23 protein-coding genes, 1 tRNA gene and 1 riboswitch are annotated in these 23812 nt (G+C 62.0%); of the genes, 14 read left to right on the forward strand and 10 right to left on the reverse strand.

Annotated features, from left to right (window positions below; all coding sequences use genetic code 11):
• Positions 1–293: FCD domain-containing protein (locus tag MRBLMC3_RS10190; RefSeq protein ID WP_363828217.1), on the forward strand; the 293-nt coding region annotated here is incomplete at its 5' end.
• Positions 294–485: 192 nt separating this feature from the next.
• Here MRBLMC3_RS10190 and MRBLMC3_RS10195 read toward each other — a convergent pair.
• The 3 genes from MRBLMC3_RS10195 to MRBLMC3_RS10205 form a co-directional block, all read right to left on the reverse strand.
• Positions 486–1436 carry a glutathione S-transferase family protein gene (locus MRBLMC3_RS10195; protein ID WP_363828220.1) on the reverse strand — a complete coding sequence of 317 codons (951 nt, stop codon included), beginning with the start codon at positions 1434–1436 and terminating at the stop codon, positions 486–488.
• Positions 1437–1743: 307 nt separating this feature from the next.
• Entirely contained in the window at positions 1744–3897 is a 2154-nt protein-coding gene (locus MRBLMC3_RS10200; protein WP_363828222.1) for a beta-glucosidase family protein, read from the reverse strand.
• Positions 3898–4034: 137 nt separating this feature from the next.
• Positions 4035–6260, reverse strand: coding sequence for a TonB-dependent receptor (locus MRBLMC3_RS10205; protein WP_363828225.1), 2226 nt, complete (start codon positions 6258–6260; stop codon positions 4035–4037).
• Between the two features lie 182 nt (positions 6261–6442).
• On the opposite strand from MRBLMC3_RS10205, the gene MRBLMC3_RS10210 reads away from it, so the two are divergent.
• The gene (locus MRBLMC3_RS10210) at positions 6443–7456 is read left to right on the forward strand and encodes a LacI family DNA-binding transcriptional regulator (RefSeq protein ID WP_363828228.1); all 1014 of its coding nucleotides are present in this window, start codon (positions 6443–6445) and stop codon (positions 7454–7456) included.
• Positions 7457–7577: 121 nt separating this feature from the next.
• Here MRBLMC3_RS10210 and MRBLMC3_RS10215 read toward each other — a convergent pair whose 3' ends face one another.
• Positions 7578–8495 carry an aromatic alcohol reductase gene (locus MRBLMC3_RS10215; protein WP_363828231.1) on the reverse strand — a complete coding sequence of 306 codons (918 nt, stop codon included), beginning with the start codon at positions 8493–8495 and terminating at the stop codon, positions 7578–7580.
• 67 nt (positions 8496–8562) lie between these two features.
• On the opposite strand from MRBLMC3_RS10215, the gene MRBLMC3_RS10220 reads away from it, so the two are divergent.
• Complete coding sequence (locus MRBLMC3_RS10220) at positions 8563–9024, forward strand: winged helix-turn-helix transcriptional regulator (RefSeq protein WP_363828234.1); 462 nt, start codon at positions 8563–8565, stop codon at positions 9022–9024.
• On the opposite strand, the gene MRBLMC3_RS10225 is transcribed toward MRBLMC3_RS10220, so the two are convergent.
• Positions 9019–9312: a hypothetical protein gene (locus MRBLMC3_RS10225; protein WP_363828237.1), complete on the reverse strand. Its 294-nt coding sequence runs from the start codon at positions 9310–9312 to the stop codon at positions 9019–9021. The two genes, MRBLMC3_RS10220 and MRBLMC3_RS10225, sit on opposite strands and share 6 nt — an antisense overlap.
• A 288-nt stretch (positions 9313–9600) precedes the next feature.
• On the opposite strand from MRBLMC3_RS10225, the gene MRBLMC3_RS10230 reads away from it, so the two are divergent.
• The 7 genes from MRBLMC3_RS10230 (at position 9601) to MRBLMC3_RS10260 (ending at position 16926) form a co-directional block, all read left to right on the forward strand.
• A complete protein-coding gene (locus tag MRBLMC3_RS10230; protein ID WP_363735852.1) occupies positions 9601–9930 on the forward strand; it encodes an ArsR/SmtB family transcription factor in 330 nt (109 codons plus the stop codon).
• Between the two features lie 10 nt (positions 9931–9940).
• Complete coding sequence (gene arsC / locus MRBLMC3_RS10235; RefSeq protein WP_363735861.1) at positions 9941–10354, forward strand: arsenate reductase (glutaredoxin); 414 nt, start codon at positions 9941–9943, stop codon at positions 10352–10354.
• Positions 10351–10887, forward strand: coding sequence for a GNAT family N-acetyltransferase (locus MRBLMC3_RS10240; protein ID WP_363735851.1), 537 nt, complete (start codon positions 10351–10353; stop codon positions 10885–10887). The genes arsC and MRBLMC3_RS10240 overlap by 4 nt, the downstream gene beginning before the upstream one ends.
• 5 nt (positions 10888–10892) lie before the next feature.
• Entirely contained in the window at positions 10893–11921 is a 1029-nt protein-coding gene (gene arsB, locus MRBLMC3_RS10245) for an ACR3 family arsenite efflux transporter (protein WP_363753588.1), read from the forward strand.
• Entirely contained in the window at positions 11918–12664 is a 747-nt protein-coding gene (arsH, locus tag MRBLMC3_RS10250) for an arsenical resistance protein ArsH (protein WP_363828240.1), read from the forward strand. The genes arsB and arsH overlap by 4 nt, the downstream gene beginning before the upstream one ends.
• 254 nt (positions 12665–12918) lie before the next feature.
• Positions 12919–13160, forward strand: a riboswitch (cobalamin riboswitch).
• 177 nt (positions 13161–13337) lie between these two features.
• Positions 13338–15482 (forward strand): TonB-dependent receptor, encoded by a 2145-nt coding sequence (locus MRBLMC3_RS10255; RefSeq protein WP_363753582.1) that lies wholly within the window; start codon positions 13338–13340, stop codon positions 15480–15482.
• A gap of 67 nt (positions 15483–15549) precedes the next feature.
• A complete protein-coding gene (locus tag MRBLMC3_RS10260; protein ID WP_363828243.1) occupies positions 15550–16926 on the forward strand; it encodes a hypothetical protein in 1377 nt (458 codons plus the stop codon).
• 117 nt (positions 16927–17043) lie between these two features.
• On the opposite strand, the gene MRBLMC3_RS10265 is transcribed toward MRBLMC3_RS10260, so the two are convergent.
• The 5 genes from MRBLMC3_RS10265 to MRBLMC3_RS10285 all read right to left on the reverse strand — a co-directional run bounded on the left by MRBLMC3_RS10265 (position 17044) and on the right by MRBLMC3_RS10285 (position 19530).
• A tRNA-Arg gene (locus tag MRBLMC3_RS10265) sits at positions 17044–17120 on the reverse strand.
• A gap of 34 nt (positions 17121–17154) precedes the next feature.
• Positions 17155–17637, reverse strand: a complete 483-nt coding sequence (locus MRBLMC3_RS10270; RefSeq protein ID WP_363828246.1) for a DUF1178 family protein — start codon at positions 17635–17637, stop codon at positions 17155–17157.
• Entirely contained in the window at positions 17634–18464 is an 831-nt protein-coding gene (locus tag MRBLMC3_RS10275; RefSeq protein WP_133653759.1) for a carbon-nitrogen hydrolase family protein, read from the reverse strand. The genes MRBLMC3_RS10270 and MRBLMC3_RS10275 overlap by 4 nt, the downstream gene beginning before the upstream one ends.
• Before the next feature lie 5 nt (positions 18465–18469).
• Positions 18470–18727 carry a glutaredoxin 3 gene (gene grxC, locus MRBLMC3_RS10280; protein ID WP_133653758.1) on the reverse strand — a complete coding sequence of 86 codons (258 nt, stop codon included), beginning with the start codon at positions 18725–18727 and terminating at the stop codon, positions 18470–18472.
• Between the two features lie 44 nt (positions 18728–18771).
• Positions 18772–19530, reverse strand: a complete 759-nt coding sequence (locus MRBLMC3_RS10285; protein WP_363828250.1) for a ComF family protein — start codon at positions 19528–19530, stop codon at positions 18772–18774.
• A 39-nt stretch (positions 19531–19569) separates the two neighbouring features.
• Here MRBLMC3_RS10285 and MRBLMC3_RS10290 point away from each other — a divergent pair, with 39 nt between their 5' ends.
• The 4 genes from MRBLMC3_RS10290 to MRBLMC3_RS10305 form a co-directional block, all read left to right on the forward strand.
• Positions 19570–20424 carry a class I SAM-dependent methyltransferase gene (locus MRBLMC3_RS10290; protein ID WP_363828253.1) on the forward strand — a complete coding sequence of 285 codons (855 nt, stop codon included), beginning with the start codon at positions 19570–19572 and terminating at the stop codon, positions 20422–20424.
• Between the two features lie 365 nt (positions 20425–20789).
• Entirely contained in the window at positions 20790–21302 is a 513-nt protein-coding gene (locus MRBLMC3_RS10295; protein WP_363828256.1) for a hemerythrin domain-containing protein, read from the forward strand.
• A 360-nt stretch (positions 21303–21662) separates the two neighbouring features.
• Entirely contained in the window at positions 21663–23558 is a 1896-nt protein-coding gene (gene htpG, locus MRBLMC3_RS10300; protein WP_363828258.1) for a molecular chaperone HtpG, read from the forward strand.
• Positions 23559–23685: 127 nt separating this feature from the next.
• A partial coding sequence (locus MRBLMC3_RS10305; RefSeq protein ID WP_363735348.1) for an FAD-dependent oxidoreductase occupies positions 23686–23812 on the forward strand: 127 nt, incomplete at its 3' end.

Raw genomic sequence — 23812 nt, forward strand, 5'->3', positions numbered from 1 at the left:
CGGGCCAGGGCGAAAGTTCCGAATGGGAAAGCCGGCACAAGGACTTCCACCTTGCCCTCATCGGCGGGTGCGGCAGCCGGTGGATCAAGCGGATCAGCGGCCAGTTGTTCGACGCCGCGGAACGCTATCGCCTTCTCGCGCTGGAGCAGGTCCTGGAGCGCAATGAACTGCAGGAACATCGCGATCTGGTCGATGCATGTATCAATCGCGACGCCGATCGCGCGATCACCCTGCTCCAGCATCACTACACCCAGACCTTCGAAGCGATCACGAACACATCGCTCAATCCGTGAAAGAATAGGGAAGTCCTGGAAGCACGAAAATTGAAGCGAGGCAGAGGACTTGCTTCAAACATTCGAAAGATGCCCTGGGCCGAATGTCGATTGCCTGTTTCCTGGAGCAATTCCAGACGATCGCTGGTCAGGAAATCGCGGAAGACAGAGAGTTTGGATTACCGATCTGATCCAATCAGATCGAAGCTCGCTCTAATATTCGATCTTCGGTCCCAGGGGAACGATACCGGTCGGGTTGATCGTCGGATGGCTTTGGTAATAGTGGCCCTTTATGTGCTGCATGTTCACAGTCTTGGCGACTTCGGGCAGATGATAAATCTCACGCGTGTAACGCCACAGATTCGGGTAATCGACGATCCGGCGCAAATTGCATTTGAAGTGACCGACATAGACTGGATCGAAGCGGATCAGTGTAGGGAACAAACGGATATCGGCCTCCGTCAGCTGTTCGCCCATAAGGAAGCGATGGGACGAAAGCCTGTTTTCGAGCCAATCCAGCGTTTCGAACAGCGGGCCAAGCGCTTCTGCATAGGCTTCCTGGCTAGTGGCGAAGCCAGCCCGATAAACGCCGTTATTCAACGTATCGTAGATCCGCTGGTTGAGCGCATCGATCTCCGCCTGCAGCGGTTGCGGATAGTAATCGCCCGGCTTGGCTCCAAGACCGTCGAAGGCGGAGCCCAACATCCGGAGGATTTCGGAAGACTCGTTGTTGACGATTTTCCCGTTCTTCTTGTCCCATAAAATGGGTACCGTGACAGACCCTGTATAGTGCTGGTCGTCGGCAGTATAAATTTCCCGCAGAAAAAGCGCCCCGTGAATAGGATCCGGAATCACGCCCGGACCATCGGCAAAGGTCCAGCCTTGTTCACGCATCACCCAGTTGACTACAGAAATGCTGACCATGTCTTCCAGCCCCTTGAGTGCCCGCATGATCAACGTGCGGTGAGCCCAGGGACAGGCAAGACTGACATATAGATGATATCGCCCGGCTTCGGCAGCAAAGCCTGCACTGCCGCTTGGCCCAGCGGATCCATCCGCTGTGACCCAATTGCGATAAATGCTGTCCTTGCGGATGAAACGGCCGCCAGTGGAAGAAGTGTCATACCACTGCTCATGCCAGACGCCGTCAATCAGAAGTCCCATGCCATCATCCCATTGTCTGTCTGCTCGATCGTGGCGGGGCCGCAATCTTGGGTGGAACGGATTGAAGCGCAAGGACAGGGGCGACGGGCCGATAATCCGCCATCACCAGGTCAATCCGCGTTCATCGTCGACATCACATCATATCGATGAATTTCAATTCCCCCACATTTGAGCGATAGTTCATGCAATAATACGTATTTTGTCGATTTTTTTGATGAAGTCGAGTCCTACATTCATTGGAACGACGCGAGACTGAAGCGCCCATGCGCACCATCGACGGCGCGTTCGACGCACAACTCGATCGCCTTCAATCCTTCCAGTGCTTTTCGCGCAGGCGGATCGTGACCGGCTTTTCCAGCCTTTCGGCGTCCTCGCCAAGTGCGAAGCTATAACTGCCGGCAGGCATCGACCACTGGCCGTCCCCCCAGTTCGCCAGCAGGCGGTCATCGACCGTCAGCGTGATCGCCTTGCTTTCCCCCGGATTCAACATGACCCTCTGAAACCCGATCAGGCGTTGCAGCCTTTCGCCATTGCGCCCCACCATATAGAGTTGCGGCACATCGGCCCCTGCCCGGTCGCCGACATTCCTGATCGTGAAGCTCAGCCGGAGCTTCTCTCCCCTGACCGCAGACAGTCCGGACAGGCTGAACTTGCTGTAGCTCAGGCCATGGCCGAACGGGAATAACGGCTTTTCTCCCGAGCGGGCAAAGGCACGATAGCCCACATCCGCGCCTTCGCTGTAATCGACCTCCACCGGCGTCTTGTCCGGCAGGCCCAGGCCCGGCAATGCGCGGCGGGGATATTGATCAAGCGAAGCTGGATAGGTCATCGGCAAGTGACCGGACGGATTGACCCGCCCCGTCAATATATCCGCTATCGCCTGTCCGCCTTCCTGCCCCGGATACCAAGCCTGAACGACCGCCTTCGCCTTGTCGAGCCAGGGCATCGTCACCGGATTGCCTGTTTCCAGAACGACGACAAGATTGGGATTGGCGGCAGCGATCGTCCGGATCAGATCCTCCTGCCCCTGCGGCAAGGACAAGGACCCGGAATCGTAGGACTCGCCTTCCCATTTGGTCGCAAAGAGGATCACCATATCGGCACGCGCGGCAAAGGCGGCGGCGACTTCAGCCGAATAGCCGGTCTGAAAGCTGATGCTGGCCTGGGGCAGTGCAGCGCGCAGGGCCGCGATCGGCGCATCGGGAAAATAGGATTGGCGATTGAACAGTTCGACTGGCCCCTCGCCGCCCTTGAGGACGCGCATCGCGCCGTTCGAGGGGGTGACCTGACTGGACCCGCCGCCCGACAGCACGCCGAAATCCGCATTGCCGCCCACGACCAGGATCGACTTCGCACTCGCGGCCAGCGGCAAAATGCGCTCATTCTTGAGGAGGACGATCCCTTCGCGGGCCGCTTCCAGGGCCGTCTTCGCATGGGCTTTGTAATCGATCGGCTGGGTGGAATAGGCATCGGAAATGCCGATGGCGAACAGGCTGCGCAGCACACGACGGACAGCGTCGGACAACCGGGCCTTCGATACGTCCCTCTTCGCTACCGCGGCCGTGAGCGGCTCGGTAAACCAGGGGTGCTCGTCGAGCTGGCGACCCATTTGCTGGTCAAGCCCCGCATTGATGTAGGATACGTCACCCACCGCGCCCCAGTCAGACATGACCCAGCCGGGATATTTCCACTCGCCCTTCAGGATATCGTCCAGAAGATGCGCGTTGCCGCAGGCCTTCTGGCCATTGACGAGATTATAGCCACACATCACCGCGCCCGGCTGGCCGATCTCTATCCCGATCTTGAACGACAGCAGGTCGCTCTCGCGCAGCGCGCTCTCGGCAATGACGGCATTTGCGGTGTTCCGCTGCGTTTCCTGCGCATTGAGGACGAAATGCTTGATCGTTGAGACGACGCCCTGCGATTGGATGCCACGAATGGAATAGCCAGCGAGCATGCCCGCAAGCAGCGGATCCTCCCCCAGATATTCGAAATTGCGGCCGTTGCGCGGATCCCTGGTCAGGTTCATGCCCCCGCCGAGCAGGATGTTGAAGCCCTTGGCCCGCGCTTCCGCCCCGATGGTCACGCCGACCCGTTCGGCCAATATGGGATCGAAGGATGATGCGAGCGACAGTCCCGAAGGCATGGCGGTCGCAACATCCCCCATGCGAAGCTGGCCGGGGTTGACGACGCCCAGACTGGCGTCCGTCGACAGTTGCGGCGGTACGCCCAGCCTTGCGATGCCGGGCACGTAGCCGGCCGTGAACGGCACCCCGGGGGGTATGTCGACTTCAACCCCTGCCAGCGGGATCGGCATGATCGCCGACAGCAAACCGATTCTTTCCGCGTCGGTCATTTGCGCTTCCAGGCGCGCCGCCTTCTGGTCTGGCTCTTCTGCCTTGCCACGCGCCATGACCGGGGACGAAAGAACAAGCGCCGAAAGCGCCAGCAGGGCACGCATTAAAGGCCATTCCTTTTCAACAGGGGGGAAGGGGAAACCGGCTGGATGAGCAGGCACCGCCCTCTCCCAATCCAAAGTATTCTGGATGAATGTTTGCCGGACCTTCGGGGGAGAACGAAGGCCCGGCATCCCAGGGATCAGAAGTTGACGCCGGCCCGGACGCCATAGGTCCGCGGATCGGCAAGCTGCGCGGAGGCGAAGATGCCGGTCTGCGCCGCGGTGACGACTATGCTGTTCTCCACATTCCGGACAAAGCCCTGGAGGTACCAGCGGTTATCCGGCGCATTGTACGTCAAGAGCAGGTCGGTCCGTGTATTGCTGGGCACGCGGAACTGGTTCACCGTGCTCAGCGAAGCGAGGCGATAGTCATCCGAAAGCCGCGTACGCACCCCGGCCTGGACATTGCCGCCATTGGCGAGATTGAACGTCTGCATATAGCCCGCGGTGACGACGAAGGTCGGCGACCGATCCAGCTTCTTGCCCGACCAGTCAAATCCCGGCGCTGGTATGAAGGAGCCATAACGCGCGTTCAGCCAGGAGAAGGAGAAATCAAACTTGCTGGTCGCAACCGGCATGATGACGCCCTCCAGTTCAACGCCATCGATCTTGGCGGACGAGGCATTGGTGGTGACGCGGCACGGCGTGCCACACAGCGTGTCGGAGAACTGGCTGAGCTGTATGCTCTTATAGTCATAGTGGAATGCCGATGCATTCAGGCGAACGGCATTGTTCATGAAACGCGTCTTGAGGCCCGCTTCGTAAGAGGTAAGCGTTTCGGGATTATAATAGAGCGCTCCGGCGGGTACAGTGCAGCCACTGTTCGTACCCTGTTCACAACCATCGTTGAAGCCACCTGCCTTATATCCGGTCGCAATAACACCATAAAGCAGCGTCCGGTCGTTCACATCATAATCCGCGCCGATCCGCCAGGTTGTCTTGGAGAATTTGCGATGCGCAATGTTCGGCGTGCTAAGGTCGGTGGGTTGCCCGCAGGCGATCGTGCCGCATTGGACGAACTGCCCGATACGCGACTTGTTGTCATGCGAATAGCGGATGCCGCCGGTGAGCCGTAGCGATGGGGTGATGCTGTAGGTCAGCTGACCGAAACCAGCCCAGGATTCGGCAATGGTCGGATCCTGCTCGACACCGAAAGCGTAACCGGTGGCGCCGGGCGTCGGCGTCAGGAATCCAAGCAGGTAGCTCGCGATTGCTGACTTCTCCTTGAAATAATAAATGCCGGCCTGCGCCTTGATTGGACCGTCGCCATTGGTCGAGAAGCGCAGCTCCTGACTGTTTTGCCAGTAACTGCCATCATAGGGATTCGCGATGGTAGCGCCGCCGCCATCGACGAGGAACGCGCCGTCTTCGTGCCGCTTGAACTCACGGTAGGAACCCAGATAGTTCAGAGTGACAGGGCCAAGATCATAGCTGAGATCGGCCTGGATGCCCCAGGTCGAGTTGTCGGAACCGATCGGCCCGCTGAAGGGCGCGTTCAACGTCCGCTTTTCCGCAGAACTGCTGCCATTCGCAATGTACAGCGGGTCAACGCCGGTCGTCTGATAATCGGCGTAGAAGTTGCTGACGGGAACCGTATTGTATCCCGTACCCTTGATAGCCGAATAATCGCCGCGCAGGACGAGTTCACCAGAACCAAGATCAAACAGGGCGGAGAGCCGGCCGGAGAAGTTCTTCTTGAACGGGTCCAGGCGCGCATTCCAGTTCGGCCCGGCAACCAGATAATTATCGCGGCGATCGTAATTGGCCGCGGCGCGGATCGCTATCCCCTGGCTTACCGGGACATTGATGACTCCGGTCAGCTGCTGCGTGTCGAAATTGCCATATGTAGCGTCGATCGAACCATTGAACTCTCCCAGCTTGGGCTTGTTCGTGATGATGTTGACCAGGCCTGCCGTGGTGTTGCGGCCGAACAGCGTGCCCTGCGGACCGCGCAGCACCTCGACGCGCTGGACGTCGAAGAAGCTGACTTCCTGGACCTGAGGACGGGCGATATAGATGCCGTCGGCCATGAAAGCGGCGGACGGATCACCCTTTTCGGTGCCGTCGGAACTGCTGACGCCGCGAATGGTGATCTGCAGGCCGTTATTACGGTCGATCGACAGATTGGGCACCTGTTCGCCAAGGCTGGTCGGGTTGGTGACGCCGGCCGATAGCAGGGCGTCGCCGCTGACGGCCGTCAGGGCAACAGGCGTTTTCGACGCAAGCGTCTCGTTACGGGTCGCGGTGACGACGATTTCCCCGTCCGGCAGTGCTGCACCCGCGCCCGCTTGGGCGAAGGCCGGAAGCGAAAAGGAAAGCGCTGCGGCAAGCGCGGTGACCGAAACATAGGCCGTGCGAATTTTCATCGAGAACATCCCCTTTTTTAAGGTGAAATTTGTCGCCCCTGACGTCGACAGCGCAATTTCCTAACAGCGCATGTCAACGTTGACAATATCGAAAATGTCAACGTTGACATTGGCGGGTTGGAGCCAATGGCAAAGGTCAGTCAACGTTGACAAAAAAGCCGGCCTACGCGAAGGCTCGCGACATGCCTTTCGATACCAAACCCACGCTGCACGATGTCGGCGCGCTCGCCGGTGTGGCGGCACGCACCGTTTCGCGGGTGATCAATCGTGAGCCAGGCGTGTCGGACCGAACCGCCTTAAGGGTCAGGCGTGCCATTGAAGAGCTGAATTTTCGTCCCAACCTGGCCGCCCGCGCGCTGCGCGGCGACCGGTCCCTGCTCGTGGCAATCATCAACTGCAACCCCTGGCCACGCTATGTTGCCGATGTGGTGCGGGGCGTGTCGATGGCATGCCGGCAGGCAGGAACATATCTGACCTTCGAGGAATTTTCGCCCGACGACCAGCATATCGCCGCCAGCATGGCGAATTTTATCGACAATGTCGGGATCGCAGGCACCATATTGATCCCGCTCCTGGCCGATGACGAGGAATTGCTCGACATGCTCGAACGTCGCGGGGTGCGCACCGTGCGCATGTCGCCGGCGCGCGACATCGGCAGAACCAATGCCGTGATTTCGCGCGACGAAGACGGCATATCCGCGCTTGTCGATCACCTCGTCGCCCTCAACCACCGCAAATTCGGATATATCGCAGGGGCGCAGGGCCACGCCTCCTCGGAAATCCGCGCCGACTCATTCCGGAAACGACTGCATCACCATGGCATCGACTGGTCTTCCGTGCTGTTCGCCCATGGCGACTTCAGCTACATATCCGGAGCGGAGGCCACCCGCCACATGCTGGCCAGGGACCGCAAGCAATGGCCAACCGTCATCTGCGCCGCCAATGACGAAATGGCTGCCGGCGTGATCAGCGTGTTGGGCACAATGGGGATCAGGGTGCCGCAGGATATCGCGGTGACCGGCTTCGACGACAATGACATTGCCCGATTGATCTGGCCGCCGCTCACCACCGTCCGGCAATCAGTCGTCGATCAGGCCTATTCAGCGACCCAATTGCTGCTGGATCGAACCTCGGACGAACCCCGATGCATCGAACATGGGGTGGAACTGATCATCCGGCAAAGCACCTCCGGCTGAGCCATGGCGGTAAACAAGGAAACAAAGCGGTCGACCTGACTGAATCAGATCGACCGCTCCGGATTTCTTGTCATCACCGATTTCCTGGCCCGCGATCGGTTCCGATCGCATGGAAATCGCTTCAGGCGAGGTTGGACCCGATCCACGCCGCCACGTCGGTAACCGGAATGGCATTGCGCTGGTTGAACGTCCCGACCTTGTCCCAGGCGACGCCGCGTCCCTGGGCAAAGGCGGCGCGATATTTCCGCATCATGTTCTGCGGGTCGCGGGCCAGTTCTTCCATCAGGAAGGGTACGGTCCATTCCGACCGGCTGAAGGGACGGCCAAGGGCAGCTTCCAGCTTGTCCGCGACTTCGCCATAGGTGACGGTATCGCCCGCAAGGAATACGATCTCGTTGCGGATGGTCGGTTCGAAAAACACGATTTCCGCGGTCAGCACCCCGATGTCATCGGGCGTGGTCAGCGTCACTGCGGTGTCGAGGCTGCCAAGGGCATGGACTGCGCTGTTCTTCAGATCGACGACGCCGAATTCCGGTTCGAACAGATAGCTCATGAACATGCCGGTGGAAATGATGACCCACTCGGTCTTGCTCTGCGAGCGCAGCAATTCCCGCACGTCGAGCTGGGCGTCGAAGATATCCTGCGGGCTGCCACGACCGATCGCTTCGAAATCGACGCCAAACTGCCACGGGAAGTAACGTGGTATGCCCGATTGCAAGGCGGCCTTGGCCAATTTCATGGGCGTGTTGATCCCGGCGGCATAGCCCGCGCATCCGATCACCGTGTCATAGCGCGAAAATACGGACGCCAGTTCATCGATCGAGCTTGTCACCAGATCGCCCACGACGATCTCGATACCCAGATCACGGATTTCGGCGACATCCCGCTGCTTTTCGGGCACGTCGGACTCGACGGCACTGGCGCGCAGCAACACGCTGATCCTGGCCCCATCGACGTCCTTTGCGCGACGCGCCAGGTTGCGCAAGACTGGCAGGCCCAGTTCGCCGGCCCCCAGCACGAGAATGTTCCGTGACTTCACGATGGAAACTGCATCATTCATAATTCTGACCTATTCAGCATTGGTTGCCGCCTAGATATGGCGATCCATGGACAAGCGCGAAAGAAGGCACATGCGTGATACTGGGGCCGGATTATTGAATCCGGAGGACATTCTCGAATATTCCCAGACCGTTTGCGACGGCCTGAGAGACGACGACGACGGATTGCGGCGAGAGGTTCTGGCCCATGCCGGCAATCGCTGGTCGCTAGGCGTCATTCACACGCTCGGCGTGTACGGCCAACTGCGCCATGCGGAAATCGGCCGGCGCATGCATGGCGTTACGCAACGAATGCTGACCCGCACCCTTCGCCAGTTGGAGCGCGACGGATTGGTGATCCGCCACGATTTCGAGGAGGTGCCCCCTCGCGTCGAATATCAGCTGTCCGATTCCGGCCTTGAGCTGCTTGTCCGGATGGTCCCTCTATGGACATGGATCGTCGAGAATGCGGAGCGGTTTCGGAAGGCCAGGGAGACATTCGACAGCCATCAGCTCGGCAAGGCGTCATAGAACCCCGTCCTTCGCGACAGGGAGCGCCCAGGCGATTACCTGATCGCCGATCGGCGTTTTCATGAAGTGATGGCCCCCGGTCATCAGGACGACATATTCACGCCCATTCTGCTCATAGACCATCGGCGTCGCCTGACCGCCGGCGGGGAGCGCCTGCTGCCAGAGGATTTTGCCGGTCCTCATGTCGATGGCCTTGAACAAATCGTCCGTCGCCGCCGCGATGAAGATCAGGCCGCCGGCCGTAACGACCGCACCGCCATTATTTGGCGTACCGATGCAAATTTGCAATCTTGGACGACGGCGCCCTGTCGGCGCCGCATGAGAGCACTTCCCGCCCGCAGCAATCGCCCGCGTCCGACGAGGGCAAATTCCGCAAGTTGCTCCAGTTCCTGATTTTCCGTTCCCAGGTCCGGTCGGTCCGCTTTTGCAATTCGGTTGCCCAGAATTAGCCGATTCCAGAATGCGCCTTCAATTTTGAGGCTGATCCATACTGTCACTGACCGGATAATTGGGGAACTGATCGGAAATATTCGATGCATCCTTGACGAGGCCAAATGCATCGGATAATTACGATGAATGGACACCAGCGAAGCACTTTCGGTCCTCTCGGCTCTTGGCCATCCCACGCGTCTTGATGCGTTTCGGCTGCTGATCCGACATGAGCCTGACGGCCTGTCGACCGGCGAGCTGGTCGAGGCCTCCGGCCTGACCCAGAGCACCTTCTCAACGCACCTCGCCGTCATGGTGAAAGCTGGACTGGTACTGTCGGAGAAGCGTGGCCGCCAACAAATCCAGCGCGCCAATCTCGACGCGTTGCGCGGACTGATGGTCTATCTGGCCAAGGATTGCTGCCAGGGACGCGCCGAACTGTGCGAGCCGCTGCTGGCCGAACTTATCTGCTGCTGAAGAGGCAATGATGACCGATATCGTGATCTACCATAACCCGCTTTGCGGAACCTCTCGCAATGCCCTGGCCATGATCCGCAATGCGGGCATCGAACCCCATGTGGTCGAGTATCTGAAGACGCCGCCAAGCCGCGCGCTCCTGGTGCAACTCATGGATCGGGCCGGCATCACCCCGCGCGCCCTGCTGCGCGAGAAAGGCACGCCTTTTGCCGAACTGGGCCTGGGCGACGAAAGCCTGGCCGATGACGCGCTGATCGACGCGATGATGGAGCATCCCGTCCTCATCAACCGTCCGCTGGTGGTGTCTCCGCTGGGTGTGAAGCTCTGCCGGCCTTCCGAAGAAGTCCTGGATCTGCTGCCGGCCGGGCAGCGCTGCCCATTTGTCAAGGAAGACGGCGAAGTCGTGGAAGCGACGAGGCGATGACCCTTTCGGTTCGCGACGCAACGATCGGCGATGCCGGTGCCATTGCCGCCATCTACGCGCATCACGTCTTGCACGGCACGGCGACCTACGAAATCGTGCCACCGACCGAAGAGGAGACCGAAGCCAAGATACGAACGCTGACCGGACGAGACTGGCCATTCCTTGTTGCCTGCGATGGATCTGAGGTCGTGGGCTATGCCTATGCCACGCAGTTCCGCGATCGGCCGGCCTACGCTTATGCCTGCGAGAACAGCATCTACGTGGCGCACGACAGGCGCGGTAGCGGCATCGGCAAGCTGCTCCTCATGGCCTTGCTGAAGGCCGCTGAAGCCCATGGCTTCCGGCAGATGGTCGCCGTCATCGGCGGGGGTGAACCTGCCTCCGTAGCGCTCCACGCGTCCTGCGGTTTTGAGCATGTCGGTCGCCTCACCGGCATGGGCTGGAAGGCAGGCCGCTGGCTCGACACGGTTTACATGCAGCTTCCCTTGGGCGGCGGCATCGCGACCGCGCCGGCTGCTTCCGGGAAGGACTGACGACCATGTCGCTGTTCGAACGCTATCTCTCGCTGTGGGTGGCCCTGTGCATCGCGATCGGGATCGGTCTTGGCCATTTGCTCCCGAGCGCCTTCGAGACCATCGCAGCGCTGGAGATCGCCAACGTCAACCTCGTCGTTGCGGGGCTGATCTGGTTGATGATCATCCCGATGCTGCTGCGGGTCGATTTCGGCGCGCTGCATAGCCTTCGGCAACACTGGCGGGGCATCGGCGTCACCCTTGTGGTGAACTGGGCGATCAAGCCATTCTCGATGGCGCTGCTCGGGACGTTCTTCCTCCGCTATTTGTTCGTCCCGATGCTGCCGGCAGGCGCATCCTCGTCCTATATTGCGGGCCTGATCCTGCTGGCCGCAGCGCCATGCACGGCAATGGTCTTCGTCTGGTCGAACCTTGTCGACGGTGAGCCGAACTACACATTGAGCCAGGTGGCACTGAACGACTTGATCATGATCTTTGCCTTCGCACCGCTCGTCGGCCTGCTGTTGGGAGTGGCATCAATCACCGTGCCGTGGAACACACTGGCGCTGTCGGTGGGGCTCTACATCGTCGTCCCGGTTATCATCTCCCAACTGCTCCGCCGAGCGCTTCTTCGCGGCGGCGAGAAGGGACTTCAGCATTTCCTGTCCGCCATCAGCCCGATCAGCCTTGCCAGCCTGCTGCTGACGCTGGTGCTGCTGTTCGGCTTCCAGGGTGAGCAGATCATCCGGCAACCGCTGGTGATCGCGCTGATTGCCGTGCCGATCCTGTTTCAGGTCTATCTCAACGCCGGCATCGCCTACTGGCTCAGCCGCCGTTTCGGCGTGGCGTGGTGCGTCGCCGGCCCTTCGGCGCTGATCGGCGCCTCCAACTTCTTCGAACTGGCTGTGGCCGCCGCCATCAGCCTCTTTGGGCTCACCTCCGGCGCCGCGCTGGCAACGGTCGTAGGCGTGCTAGTCGAAGTGCCGGTGATGCTGTCGATCGTCGCCTTGGTAAAGCGAACCCGTCCCTGGTATGAGAAAGCCATTGCCGCATGAGATTGCGTGAACTCACCGCCCCCGATCATCTGCCTGCCTTGGACAAGGCCTTTGCGCTGGCTCGTCCCGCCGCTGGCCTCGGCCCGGACCAACCGCCTCCGCGCTTTCTACTGCTCTACGGCTCGCTGCGAGAGCGCTCCTTCTCTCGCCTCGCCGTGGAAGAGGCCGCCCGCCTGCTGCAATATTTCGGTGCTGAGACGCGGATCTTCGATCCCAGCGACCTGCCGCTGCCAGATCAGGTGGCGGAAGACGATCACCCTGCGGTGCATGAATTGCGCGAGCATGCGCTGTGGTCGGAAGGCATGGTCTGGTGCAGCCCGGAGCGGCACGGCCAGATCAGCGGCATCATGAAGACGCAGATCGACCACCTGCCGCTCCAGATTCGCGGGATGCGGCCGACGCAAGGGCGGACGCTTGCAGTCATGCAGGTGTCCGGCGGCTCCCAGTCGTTCAATGCCGTCAACACGCTGCGCCTGCTGGGTCGCTGGATGCGGATGTTCACGATCCCCAACCAGTCGTCGGTGGCGATGGCTTACAAGGAGTTCGACCAAGACGGCCGGATGCGGGCGTCGAGCTACTACGAGCGCATCGTCGATGTGATGGAGGAATTGGTCCGCTTTACGGTACTTATGCGACCGCATGCGGCGCAACTTGTGGATCGCTATTCCGAGCGCAAGGAAGCCGGAATTTCGGTTGATGCCGAGTCTGACCATTCGGCAGTCGCGATAGCGCCGCAATCTTGATTGACGGCTAGCAGCCCGGCACGGCGAAAATCAGGATCAGCAACCATGGCATCCGGCTGTACGACGGACTCAGCCGGGTTCTGGCCCATGCTCGCGATATCCCGTGTCCTGTTGTCGCTGGTTAAGCGCCTGGTTCTCATGCGGATATCGGCCATCTCGCCTTGGCTCGGTCTCGCGGCGGCGTGAGATTAGGCTCTTGCGGAGCATTGACCCTCCCGCTAACGCACCTCTGCCTGGGACGACGGCTTCGTCGTCCCAGGCATGATCGCGCCGGTGCCTCGAAAGAGGCTTAAAAGGGAACGCGGTGAGGATGGCTCCGGCTATCCAAATCCGGGGCTGTCCCTGCAACTGTAAGCGGCGAGCGCGATGCATATCGCTTCCTCCAGTGTGAGGAGGCAGCCACTGGACCGGACGCTAAATCCTGCGAGGTCTGGGAAGGCCGTGCATCAAGCTATGACCCGCGAGCCAGGAGACCTGCCAGCGTCTGGTCGCTCTTGCCCGGTCCAGGGGATGGCCAAGGCACGGTATCTTTCCGTTTGAGCGACGAACGGGCGGTGGAGGCCGCATCGGTTCGCGTGGCGGTCGCTCTATGGCGTCCGGCTGCTGACGTGCGCCGACCGTCGCTGGCGGCACGTCTCCACCCGAATGTCGCGTGACGCCGGGAAGACATGCAATGGAATGGAAAAATGTAGGATTTTGGCTGGCCACCGGGCTGGCCGCCACCACGACGCAGCAGGCCGGCGCGGAAACCGCCGCGGATGGCTCAGCCGAAATCATCGTGTCGGGCGTTCGGCCGGGAGCATTGCTCCAAGAGACGGAAACCGGATCGCGCCTGGGGCTGACCGCGCTCGAAACGCCAGCCAGCGTCGCGCAGATTGATGGCGACGCGATCCGCGCTCGCGGCGATCTGGACATAATGTCGGCCGTAACCCGTGCACCGGGTGTCACCACCTCCGCCAATCCGGGCAATGGCGGCACGGCCCTGTCGCTGCGCGGCTTTTCCGGTCAGGGTTCGGTGCTGCAACTGGTTGATGGCGTCCGGCTGTTCCCGGTTGCGGGCACGATCACCTTCCCCACCGACCCGTGGAATGTCGAGCGGATCGAATTGCTGAACGGCCCCGCCTCCGTGCTCTACGGACAGGGCGCGCTGGGCGGCGCGGTGAACATCATCACCAGATCCCCCAATGCCGAACGCACCGAATTTGACGCGGAAGCAGGATATGGCTCGCAGGATAGCTGGCGCGCGGCGGCAGGTGTCGGTGGACCGCTGGGCGAGATGCTCTCCTACCGGATCGACGCCAGCTACCGGGCGTCGGACGGGTATGTCGACCGTGGCCATTCCAAGAGCCTCGCGCTCTCGGGTGCGCTGCGCTTCCGGCCAAGCGACAGCTTCACGCTCACCCTGCGCAACGACTATGGCAATCAGCGGCCGATGGAATATTTCGGCACGCCACTGATCGACGGGGCGTTGGTGAAGGGCAACCAGCGGCGCAACTATAATGTCGCGGACGCCAGCCTGCACTATCGCGACAATCGGACCACGCTGACCGCCGACTGGACGGTGGCCGAAGGCATCACCCTCTCCAACGCCGCCTATCGCCTTACCAGCAAGCGTCTGTTCAAAAATCTGGAGAGCTATTTCTACAATGACGACGCCGGCCTGATCAACCGAATGGACAATCTGGGCATCTTCCATGACCAGACCCAATATGGCGATCAGGCAACCATCCGCATCAGCAAGCCGATTGCGGGCCTGAAAAACGATCTGGTCGTCGGCTTCGACGCCAATCTCATCAAGCTCACTTATTCCAATGATTTCGGATCGGACCCACAGGAGGATGCTGTCGATCCCTTCGACTTCGATCCGGGCCTGTTCTACGACACGCAGGGCATCGCGCCCCGCTATCGCACGCGGACCAACGAATATAGCGTCTTTGCCGAAGACCGCCTGGCGCTGACCGATCAGCTTTCGGTGGTCGCAGGCATCCGGCACGAGCGTGACAAGGTGCAACGCTGGAACATCGTCAATAACCCGGACGGCAGCACCAGCGAGGTCAATGCCTTTCCCAATGGCGCGACCAATCGGAAATTCCGCAACACCACTTGGCGGATCGGCAGCGTCTATAGGCCGACCTCCAACATCTCGCTCTATGGGCAATATTCGACCGGCGTCGATCCGCTCGGCACGCTGACCACCTTCACCACCAATGCGACCCAGTTCGCCTTCACCAACGCGACCGGCGATCAGGTCGAGGGCGGCATCAAGGCCATGTTCCTCGATGGCAAGGGCAGCGCCACTCTGGCGGCCTATCGTATCGTCAAGAAGAAGCTGGTAGCGCAACAGACGCCGACTAGTCCCATAGAACAGATCGGCCAGCGGTCCGCCAAGGGTGTGGAGGCTTCGGTGACGCTGCAACTGACCGACCGCTTCGGCATCGACGCGAATGGCACAGTGCTGGACGCTAATTTCGATGACTTCATCAGCGGCGGCACCAGCTATACCGGCAACACGCCACCCAATGTGCCTGAAGTAGCGGCGAACCTGTCCGTCTATTGGGCGCCCATTGACGCGCTGCGGGCCAATGCCAGTTTGCGCTATGTCGGCCGGAGCTTCTCGGACAACGCCAACAGCCACCGGGTGCCGGGCTATGCCGTGGTGGATGCGGGGTTGACCTATGCGTTCACCCCCAATCTCGCGGCGAACCTGCGGGTCTATAATCTCTTTGACAAGGATTATGCGACCACCACCTATAATGACGAGCAGTGGATATTGGGCCGCCCCCGTTCCATCGACATTTCGGTGACGGCTCATTTCTGACGCACGCGCCCGGTGGCGTCATCGCGGCAAGCGATGGCTGTATCTGACCCATCGCTGGCTGGGCATAGTGACATGCCTGTTGCTGGCGATGTGGTTCCTGTCGGGCATCGTCATGATGTATGTGCCTTTCCCGTCGCTGACCCAGCAGGAGCGGCTGGCGGGATTGGCACCCATCGACTGGAAGCAGGTCCATGGGAGTGTTCAGGCCGACGCCGTGTTGCAACAAGGGTTGGACGGTCCCGTCTGGCTGCACGACGGGGCGGCGGCGGCAATGAGCGGGCGCGCCGTCGCTCCTGTCACGGCTCGCCAGGCTGGCGGCATCGCTGCCGCGTTCGGCAAAGCGCCTGCCTCCGCCGTGGATCTGATCGAGCGGGATCAATGGACGGTTGGCAGCGGGTTTAACCGCTATCGGCCATTATGGAAGGTCACGCTCGACCGGCCGGATGGGTTGGTCCTCTACGTCGCATCGACCACCGGAACTGTGGTGCTGGACACGAACCGCACAGAGCGGTTCTGGAACTGGCTCGGATCGGTTCCTCATTGGATTTATCCGACTGCGCTGCGTCAGGACCAGCCGCTCTGGCGGCAGGTGATCCTCTGGACCTCCGGGGCAAGTATCATAGGGGCGGTCAGCGGCATGTGGATCGGGGTGCTGCGTATGCGGCTGCGCCGCCGCTACAAGGGCGGGCGGATTTCGCCCTATCGCGGCTGGCAGCGGTGGCATCATGTCGCGGGGTTGCTCGGCGGCACCCTGTTGGTCGCATGGATCGTCAGCGGCTGGCTCTCCGTCGATCCCAACCGCTGGTTCGCCAGCAAAGGTCTGAGCGATGCGGCTCGTGCCGCTTATGCCGGAGCAGGGATGCCCCCTGCGCTGGACTGGCAGCATGTCGGCAGCACACCAGAGGCTGCGGGCGCGCGTCAGATGCGGCTGATATGGACCGACAGCACGCCTTTGCTGATCTTCTCCCGACCGAGTGGACAGGATGCGATCCTCGATGCGCGGAGCTTGAAGCCGGTGAAGCTCGAGCCACGCCGCCTGATCCGCACCGCCCATCGGCTGGTTCCCGACGCTCGGATGGAAGCGGCCGACTGGCTCACCAAGTCCGATGCCTATTGGTATGAAGCCAAGGGAAGCGTGGAATTGCCGGTGTTGCGCATCCGCTTCGCCGACATGAATGACAGTTGGGTCTATATCAGCCCCCGCACAGGCGAGGTGCTGCGCGACATGGACGCTCGCCGCCGCCTCTATCGCTGGCTGTTCGATGGGCCGCATCGCTGGGATTTCGATGTGCTCATCCGTCAACGGCCCCTTTGGGATATATGGATGTGGGTTTGGTTGATTGTCGGGGCAATCATCTCGGTGAGCGGCATTGTGATCGGGATGCGGCGCTTAGGGCGGCCAACCGACCGGCGAATGTCGGGCATTGGCCGCCGGCGTCATTAGGGCAATCTGGTCTCCAGTTGCGCCAGAGCCAAACACAGCCTCACAACCCACGGATAACGCGTGAGCAATTCGAACCGTCGGCCGATCTCCCGGACACTGGCGATTCCTGGAAAGAAGTGGTGCACCCGACGGGATTCGAACCCATGGCCCTCAGATTAGGAATCTGATGCTCTATCCTGCTGAGCTACGGGTGCCCGTCGACGGCTCTATTCTGCGAATGGGGCGCGGTCAATTCTTCGCTTCGGGGGGCAGCACCGGAAAAGGCAGTGGCGCGACCTCCACCCCCTCCGCCATCAGGGCGCGTGCTTCGTGAAGCGCCACTTCGCCATGGATGCTGGCGCGGTCCTGCTCGCCATAATGCATGGCACGGGCCTGTTCCGCGAAATCGCGCCCGACCCAGGTTGAATCCTCCAGCGCCTTTTGCTGCGCCTTGGCGAGCGCGAGCACCAATTCACGCATCTTCGCCTCTTCCCCGGCGCCCATGGCGATGGATGCATCATCGGAGGAAGGCGCCTGCGGCACGATTTCCGGGCGGCTGTTGCCTTTGGGCGCGACGGCGGGGGCCATCACCGCCTTGCCCACATGTTCATCGCCGCAAAGCGGGCAGGCTATCAATCCCCGCGCCTTCTGATCCTCATAATCGGCGCTGGAACCGAACCATGCCTCGAACACATGTCCTTGGGATTCGCATTTAAGGTCGAAAACGATCACGATAGCGTAACATCCATGGGCAAGGATCGCCTGTTGGCGAGCGCAGGCACCCGCCCGCGGACGTCCTCTACGCGCGACAGGTCGATCTCTGCAAGAGCAAGGCCGGCTGGTTCACCCATGTCGAGCACGATGTCCCCCCATGGATCGACGACCAGGCTGTGTCCATATGTCTCGCGGCCGTCGGCATGGCGGCCCGTCTGCGCGGCGGCAACGACGAAGCAGCCCGCCTCTATGGCCCGCGCCCGCAGCAGGATGTGCCAGTGCGCCTTTCCCGTCGGCACGGTGAAAGCCGCCGGCATCAGCAACACCGTCGCACCCGCATTGGTAAGCGCACGATAAAGATCGGGAAAGCGCATGTCATAGCAGACCGACATTCCCATGCGCGCCCATGGCGTATCGACCGCCACGATCCGCTCGCCCGGTCCATAGACCGACGATTCCCGCCAGCTTTCGCCCGTCGCCAGGTCGACATCGAACAGATGTATCTTGTCGTAACGGGCGCGGATCTCGCCACTGTCGTCGATCATGAAGCTGCGATTGGCCCAACGGCCGTCGCTGCGCTCGTCTTTCAACGGGGTGGAGCCGAGATGGACCCACAACCCCTGCTTGGCCGCGGCCTCGCGCACGGCCGCGAGGACCGGGTCATCCCCCTCCGAATGCAGGGTCGCCGCTGCCCTTTTCCGGTCCCGGTCCAGATAGCCCGCCATTTCCGGAGTGAAGAGCATATCCGCGCCATCCGCCTTGGCGCGCGCTGCCATATCGGCAATGGCGGCGGCATTGGCGGCAGGATCGATCCCGCTGGTCATCTGGAAGATGGCCGCGCGCATTTCGCCTATGCCTCCAACAAAGCGTCGAGCTTGCCCTGCCGGTCGAGCGTCGCGATGTCGTCGCTGCCGCCGATATGCAGGCCATCGATGAAGATTTGCGGCACCGTCGCCCCGCCATTGGCGCGTTCCAGCATTTCCTGCCGCTTCGGACCACCCATGGTGATATCATATTCCTCGAATGCGACGCCCTTGTCGCTCAACAGGGCCTTCGCCCGGGCACAATAGCCACACCAGGCCTTGGTATAGATTTCGACCTTCGCCATATTTTGCTCCTTGATCGTCGAAATTGTGGTTTGGCGGCTGTTTGTCAATCGGTGGCATCCGGCACCACCCGCGCCCAGCACAGCAGATGAACGCTTGCGGCGCCGCCGCGTTTCAGCGTTTTGGCGCAGGCCGCCGCCGTGGCACCGCTGGTATGCACATCGTCGATCAGCAGAACCGCCCGGTCTTTGAGTTGATGGACCGGCGCCACGGCAAAAGCCCCGCGGACCGCCCGTGCCCTCGCCTTCGGGGTCATCCCTCGTAGCGGCCTGGTCCGCCGGGTGCGCAGGAGGGCATGGCTGTCGACGGGCAAGCCAGTCAACCGCGCGAGATGACGGGCGATCAGCGCCGACTGGTTGAAGCCGCGCCACCACAGGCGCCAACGGTGCAGGGGAACCGGCACGATGACCGGGTCCTGGACGGCAGGGACGTGCCGGACCATCTGCTTCGCAATGAGCCGGGAGAGGCCGATGCGCCGCCCATATTTCAGGCGCAGCGCTACGGCGCGGGCGACGTCGCCATAGGCGAGCACCGCCCGCGCACTGTCATAGGACGGCGGATCAGCCAGACAGGTACCGCATTCCGCCCCTTCCCCCTGATCATATTCGAAAGGCAATCCACAACTGGCGCAGCAGGGCGCGCCCAGAAACCGCATACCGCTCCAACAGGCCAGGCAGAAAGCATCGTCGGCATCCACGATCTCGCCGCAGCCGGGGCAGCGCGGCGGCAGGGCATAATCGACAATCGGGCGGAGCACGGTCTTAAGAAGCGGGACGCTCTTGTGCAGCGGGAGGCGGGACATCATCTCCCTTGTCCTCGCTCCTTCGCCCATGCACAAGGCCCCATGACCAACAGCGACATCTTCGACAGAGCCTTGCGCGCGAAACGACGCGACCGGATGATGGCGCGCTTTGCCGAGCATGATTTTTTCTATCGCATGATGCTGGACGAACTGCTCGACCGGCTGGGCGACGTGCAGCGCGAGTTGAAGGAAGTGCTGGTGATCGGCTGTCCCGACGGCAGCGCGAGGGCAGCGCTGGAGGCGATGGGCAAGAGCGTGGTTTGCGTCGACCCCGGTTTCGCGGCGGCCAGGGCGGGAGGCGGCGTGCAGGCCGACGAGGACGCCCTGCCCTTTGCCGACGACAGTTTCGACCTGGTGATCGCCTGCGGGACACTGGACAGCGTCAACGACCTGCCCGGCGCGCTGATCCTGATGCGGCGGATCTTGCGTCCCGACGGCCTGATGCTGGCGGCTTTCGCAGGGGGCGGGTCCCTGCCCCGGCTGCGCGCCGCATTGCTGGCGGGCGAAGGGGACCGCGCGGGGCAGCATATCCACCCGCAGGTCGATGTGCGATCCGCGGGCGACCTGCTGGCGCGCGCGGGCTTCACCATGCCGGTGGCGGATGGTGACATGCTGACGGTGCGCTATGGCGATATGCTGCGGCTGATGCACGATCTGCGGGGAATGGGCGCCGGCAATGCGCTGGCCTCGCGCCCGCCGGCGCTGCGAAGGGACGCGCTGATCGCGGCCGCAGGGCATTTCGCCGCGGCCGCGGATGGTGATGGGCGGACGGCGGAACAGATGGCTGTCCTCTATCTCAGCGGATGGAAGGCGGATCCCAGCCAGGCCCAGCCCGCGCGGCGGGGCAGCGCGACCGTCTCGCTGGCCGAGGCGCTGAAGCCGCCGGGGGGATCGTAGAGGATCTTCGCGCGGCCGGTCGATCGTCACCCTTCGCCTCCACCAGCCTGTCTGCGGCCTGCGCCGCCGCATCATCCTGTTTCGCCATGGTGAGCGGTGCGTCATCCATCATGCTGCCCCTCCTCGAACGATCAGACAGCAACCAGTTCATCGACTCCGCCGTTCCGCTGAAGCTCGCCCGAAAGGCGGCAAAACGCCGGGCTGCTGACATGAGTAAGTTGCGGCGGAGCGCCGGGCGATAACCCTTGCGATCCTCCCTCTTCGTGTGCCGGGTAGCAGGATTGCGCTTTTTTGAACCTGTCCCCGGGAACCGACGCATGGCTGGCGACTTCCACCGGAACGAGTATCCAAGGAGGAGGAAGACCATGGCCAATCAGCAGTTCACTGACGCGATCGCCCTTCTGAAAGCGGACCACCGCAAGGTGGAGGATCTGTTCGAACAGTTCGAAAGGGCCGGATCATCGGCACGCAAGAAGACGCTGGCGCGGGAGATCTGCCTGGAACTCAAGATCCATACGATGATCGAGGAGGAGATCTTCTACCCCGCCTTTCGCGGCAAGATAGAGGATGACACGCTGGATGAGGCCTATGTCGAGCACGATGGCGCCAAGCTGCTGGTCAACGACATAGAGGAAGGCGATCCTTCGGACGATTTCTTCGATGCCAAGGTCAAGGTGCTCTCCGAAGAGATCAAGCACCATGTCCATGAAGAAGAAATGCGGGGCGAGGGCATGTTCGCTCAATGCCGGAAGACCGACGTGAACCTGGTCCAGCTTCGCGACGCAATGCTCGCCCGCAAGGAGAAATTGTTGAAGGAAGCGGAAAATGGCGGCCTTCCCCCCGCCCGGCCGCGCGTCATCCAGTTGGTGCCCGCCTGACGGGTCGGGTTTGGCCGGCCGGGGTTTCTGCTTCAGCCGGCCTTGGAAAGACCGATTCCCACTAAGCTGGGTGATGGGCGCGCCTGCCCGATCCAACTATCATGGGCGGAAAAAAGACAAAGGACAGAGCCCCGTGTCCCGCCATGATGACGCATCCTATTTCGCCACGCGTGCCAGGGAAGAAATCCGCAAGGCGTGCGATGCCAGGCAGCGCGGCTGACCCGTCTCCCCCACCCTGCCTTCCTGCCTGTGGGGCCAGGCAGAGTTTACGGGCCTTGAAAGGTTACAGGCCTTGAAAGCCGCACCTGCGCCCGCCATCTGGCGGTTCGGATTCCATTGGGGAGAGCTTTTGATACTGCCATGACCACCACGACCGGCACCGCACCCGAAACCCGTTCCTTCGAGGCCGACGTCGCCCGCCTGCTGCACATGATGGTGCACTCGGTCTATTCGGACAAGGACGTCTTCCTGCGCGAGCTGATCTCGAACGCGGCCGATGCCTGCGAAAAGCTGCGCTACGAACTGCTGAGCGATCCCGCACTCGCCGGGGAGGACGGCCAGCCGCGCATCACCGTCACGCTCGATCCCGACGCGCGCCAGCTCATCGTCGAGGATAACGGCATCGGCATGAGCGAGGTCGAGCTGGTCGAGGCGCTGGGCACCATCGCCCGGTCGGACACCCGCGCCTTCATGGAGCGCGTCGCGGCGGCCAGGGAAGGCGCGAAGGAGGGGGAAGGCGCGCAACTGATCGGCCAGTTCGGCGTGGGCTTCTATTCCGCCTTCATGGTCGCGGACAAGGTGGACGTCTTTTCCCGGCGCGCCGGGGCGGATGTCGCCGCGCACTGGGCGTCGGATGGACTCGGCAGCTATACCATCCAGCTTGTCGATCCGGCGGAGGCCCCGGCTCGCGGCACCCGCATCGTCCTGCACCTCAAGGAAGAGGCGGCCAACTATACCGAACAGTTCACTGCCCAGCGCATCATCACCGCGCAGTCGGGCCATGTCCCCGTTCCCATCTTCCTCAAGGAAAGACCGGAAGCGGAGGAGAAGCAGATCGCGGATGGCGCCGCCCTCTGGACCCGTCCCCGGTCCGACATCACGGCGGAGGAATATGCCGACTTCTACCGCAGCACGGCGGGCCAGTTCGACGAACCTGCGCTGACCCTCCATTATCGCGCCGAGGGGCTGCACGAATATTCGGTCCTTGCCTTCCTCCCCTCCGTTCGTCCGTTCGACCTGTTCGATCCGGACCGCGCCGGGCGGATGAAGCTCTATGTCCGCCGCGTCTTCATCACGGACGAGGCGCAGATCGTGCCGCGCTACCTGCGCTTCATGCGCGGGCTGGTCGACAGCAACGACCTGCCGCTCAACGTCTCGCGCGAGATGATCCAGGAAAGCTCCGTCCTTGCCGCCATCCAGAAGGGGGTCGCCAACCGCATCCTTTCCGAACTGGACAAGCTGGCCGACAGGGATGCGGACGCCTATCTCAAATTCTGGGACAATTTCGGCGCGGTCCTGAAGGAGGGGCTGTACGAGGATTTCTCCCGGCGAGAGGCGCTCCTTGACCTCGCCCGGTTCAAGAGCACGGCATCAGGCGAAGGATGGCGCTCGCTCAAGGACTATGTGGAGGCGATCAAGGAGAACCAGACGGCGATCTATTATGCCACCGGCGCCGATCTCGACCGACTCGCCTCCTCGCCGCAACTGGAGGGATTCCGCGCCCGCGGCATCGAAGTGCTGCTGCTCGCCGACCAGGTGGACAGTTTCTGGGTCACGGCCGGCGTCGATTATCAGGGCAAGCCGTTCAAGTCGGTGACCCAGGGGCTGGCCGAGCTGAGCCTGATCCCGTCGGCAGAGGGCGATGCGCCCGCCGGGCAGCCATCGGTGGAGGTCGACGGCTTCATCGCCTATTTGAAAGGCGTGCTGGGGGAGGAAGTGTCCGATGTCCGCGCATCGGAACGGCTGACGGAAAGCGCCGTCTGCCTGGTCGCGCCCGACAACGCGATGGACCGCCAGCTGGAGAAGCTGCTGGCCGGGGCCGGCCGGCTCGACAATGCGGCGAAGCCGGTGCTGGAAATCAATCCGCGCCATGACCTTATCACGAAACTCGGTACCCTGGCCGAGGACAGCGAACTGCGCGAGGACGCGGCCTGGCTGCTGCTGGACGAAGCGCGGATCGTGGACGGCGAACTGCCAATCGATCCGCGAGCCTTTTCCGCGCGCCTCGCCCGGCTGATCGGCGGCGCGATCAAATAAGGTATGCGTGGCCGGGCCCGTCCCGGCCACCATTCCTGTCGCGGCGGCACGGAGCGACAATCCGCTTGCCAGCCCTGCGAAAGCGCGCCAAGCACGCCGCAACAGGAAGTGAGGGGATAGTGCGTCGATGAGTTATTATGACGTTCTGATCGTGGGCGCGGGTCATGCTGGTGCCCAGGCGGGGATATCGCTGCGGCAGCTTGGCTTTGAAGGGTCGATCGGGATGATCGGCGATGAGAAGGATCCGCCCTATG

The organism is Sphingobium sp. LMC3-1-1.1, from assembly GCF_040676285.1.
Lineage (GTDB): Bacteria > Pseudomonadota > Alphaproteobacteria > Sphingomonadales > Sphingomonadaceae > Sphingobium.

What these genes read in the sequence shown, in the direction of transcription:
- MRBLMC3_RS10195 (WP_363828220.1), bottom strand. Translation starts at nt 1,436, where the DNA reads ATGGGACTTCTGATTGACGGCGTCTGGCATGAGCAGTGGTATGACACT.
- MRBLMC3_RS10200 (WP_363828222.1), bottom strand. Translation starts at nt 3,897, where the DNA reads ATGCGTGCCCTGCTGGCGCTTTCGGCGCTTGTTCTTTCGTCCCCGGTC.
- MRBLMC3_RS10205 (WP_363828225.1), bottom strand. Translation starts at nt 6,260, where the DNA reads ATGAAAATTCGCACGGCCTATGTTTCGGTCACCGCGCTTGCCGCAGCG.
- MRBLMC3_RS10210 (WP_363828228.1), top strand. Translation starts at nt 6,443, where the DNA reads ATGCCTTTCGATACCAAACCCACGCTGCACGATGTCGGCGCGCTCGCC.
- MRBLMC3_RS10220 (WP_363828234.1), top strand. Translation starts at nt 8,563, where the DNA reads ATGGACAAGCGCGAAAGAAGGCACATGCGTGATACTGGGGCCGGATTA.
- MRBLMC3_RS10230 (WP_363735852.1), top strand. Translation starts at nt 9,601, where the DNA reads ATGGACACCAGCGAAGCACTTTCGGTCCTCTCGGCTCTTGGCCATCCC.
- arsC (WP_363735861.1), top strand. Translation starts at nt 9,941, where the DNA reads ATGACCGATATCGTGATCTACCATAACCCGCTTTGCGGAACCTCTCGC.
- MRBLMC3_RS10240 (WP_363735851.1), top strand. Translation starts at nt 10,351, where the DNA reads ATGACCCTTTCGGTTCGCGACGCAACGATCGGCGATGCCGGTGCCATT.
- arsB (WP_363753588.1), top strand. Translation starts at nt 10,893, where the DNA reads ATGTCGCTGTTCGAACGCTATCTCTCGCTGTGGGTGGCCCTGTGCATC.
- arsH (WP_363828240.1), top strand. Translation starts at nt 11,918, where the DNA reads ATGAGATTGCGTGAACTCACCGCCCCCGATCATCTGCCTGCCTTGGAC.
- MRBLMC3_RS10255 (WP_363753582.1), top strand. Translation starts at nt 13,338, where the DNA reads ATGGAATGGAAAAATGTAGGATTTTGGCTGGCCACCGGGCTGGCCGCC.
- MRBLMC3_RS10275 (WP_133653759.1), bottom strand. Translation starts at nt 18,464, where the DNA reads ATGCGCGCGGCCATCTTCCAGATGACCAGCGGGATCGATCCTGCCGCC.
- grxC (WP_133653758.1), bottom strand. Translation starts at nt 18,727, where the DNA reads ATGGCGAAGGTCGAAATCTATACCAAGGCCTGGTGTGGCTATTGTGCC.
- MRBLMC3_RS10285 (WP_363828250.1), bottom strand. Translation starts at nt 19,530, where the DNA reads ATGATGTCCCGCCTCCCGCTGCACAAGAGCGTCCCGCTTCTTAAGACC.
- MRBLMC3_RS10290 (WP_363828253.1), top strand. Translation starts at nt 19,570, where the DNA reads ATGACCAACAGCGACATCTTCGACAGAGCCTTGCGCGCGAAACGACGC.
- MRBLMC3_RS10295 (WP_363828256.1), top strand. Translation starts at nt 20,790, where the DNA reads ATGGCCAATCAGCAGTTCACTGACGCGATCGCCCTTCTGAAAGCGGAC.
- htpG (WP_363828258.1), top strand. Translation starts at nt 21,663, where the DNA reads ATGACCACCACGACCGGCACCGCACCCGAAACCCGTTCCTTCGAGGCC.